The sequence below is a fragment of the Vibrio sp. 378 genome (assembly GCF_033339435.1).
Genome location: NZ_JAWOUO010000075.1, coordinates 1 through 1,430 on the forward strand (window position 1 = coordinate 1; position 1,430 = coordinate 1,430).

General features: G+C 47.4%; 1 protein-coding gene. It reads right to left on the reverse strand.

The features are described from left to right. The coding region (locus R7Q48_RS24190; RefSeq protein WP_318132616.1) for a DEAD/DEAH box helicase at positions 1 to 1,406 on the reverse strand (1,406 nt) is incomplete at its 3' end. Positions 1,407 to 1,430: the final 24 nt, after the last annotated feature.

Sequence of the window (1,430 nt, forward strand, 5' to 3'; positions counted from 1 at the left end):
TTCAAATTCAGTGCTTCTTTCAGTTTCTTATCTGGGTCGACCAATGTTGCATCACATTCATGGCATATACGAGCGGCAATATCATTATCTGCGCCACATTCGCCGCAATATTTGGCACGAAAACGGTAGCCACAATGTTCGCGTTCGCCCGTGTCTTCATCTTCAAAGTAACCTTGGCATCGTCGGCCAAAGTGTTCGAGTAAAAAGCCATTGCTGTCCAATTTACCCCAGAAATTGTTGTTAAATCCGCAAGCGGGGCAAGGAATAGTAATGATCTCGCTGGTGGAGTCGGGTTTTGGATCTCCCACTTCTGGCTGATACAAATCGTAGCTGTTACCCGCGTAATCGAGTACCAGACATTCATTTTTACCTTCCGATAAACGCAAACCTCGTCCAACAATTTGTTGATATAAGCTGACCGACTCAGTGGGGCGCAAGATGGCAATCAAATCCACATGAGGCGCGTCAAATCCGGTGGTTAACACAGAGACATTCACCAAGTATTTGATTTCACGATTTTTGAAAGCTTGAATGATCGCATCGCGCTCTGGCGTTGGAGTGTCACCAATGACGATGGCGGTTTCGCCTTCTGGCAGCAGGCCGTGAATTTCTTGAGCATGTCGAACTGTTGCAGCAAAGATCATCACGCCTTTACGCTCTCTCGCGTATTGAATGATTTGTTCCACAATCTGAGGAGTGGCGCGTTTGGCTTTGTCGATAACCATGTCCATTTCCGCTTCTTTGTAGCGTCCGGTATTAGCGGGTTTCAGCTGCGAGAAGTCGTAAGACAAAACGGGCGCATCCATCATGCGTGCGGGGGTGAGGAAGTTTTCGTCCAGCAAGTAACGGATAGGCAGCTCGAAAATGCAGTCGCGGAAAAAGCGCGACTCTTCGGTGCGTACTTGACCTCGGGTGTGGTATTGATAAATCCATCCCATACCTAAACGATACGGTGTTGCCGTTAAGCCCAAAACTTTGATGCCAGGGTTGAGCTCTCGAAGGTGCGTAATCACTTTTTGATAGCTGCTGTTTTTATCGTCTGGCACACGGTGACATTCATCGATAACCAGAAGTGAGAACTGGTTTTTGAATGAGTCCAAATTGCGCACTACCGATTGCACCGAGGCAAACACCACTTGTTGGTCGGTTTCCTTTCTTCCTAATCCTGCCGAAAATATGGCGCCTTTCAAACCGTAGCCTTCATATTTCGCGTGGTTTTGTTCCACCAGCTCTTTTACGTGGGCCAAAACCAACACACGCCCTTTGGCAAGGCGTGCCAGTTCTGCAATAACTAAGCTTTTCCCTGCACCAGTTGGTAGTACGATCACTGCGGGGGTGGAATGTTTGCGAAAGTAATGAATAACGGCTTTAACAGAGTCAGCTTGATATGGGCGAAGTGTGTACATGAAAATATGTGAAATTGCTCAACT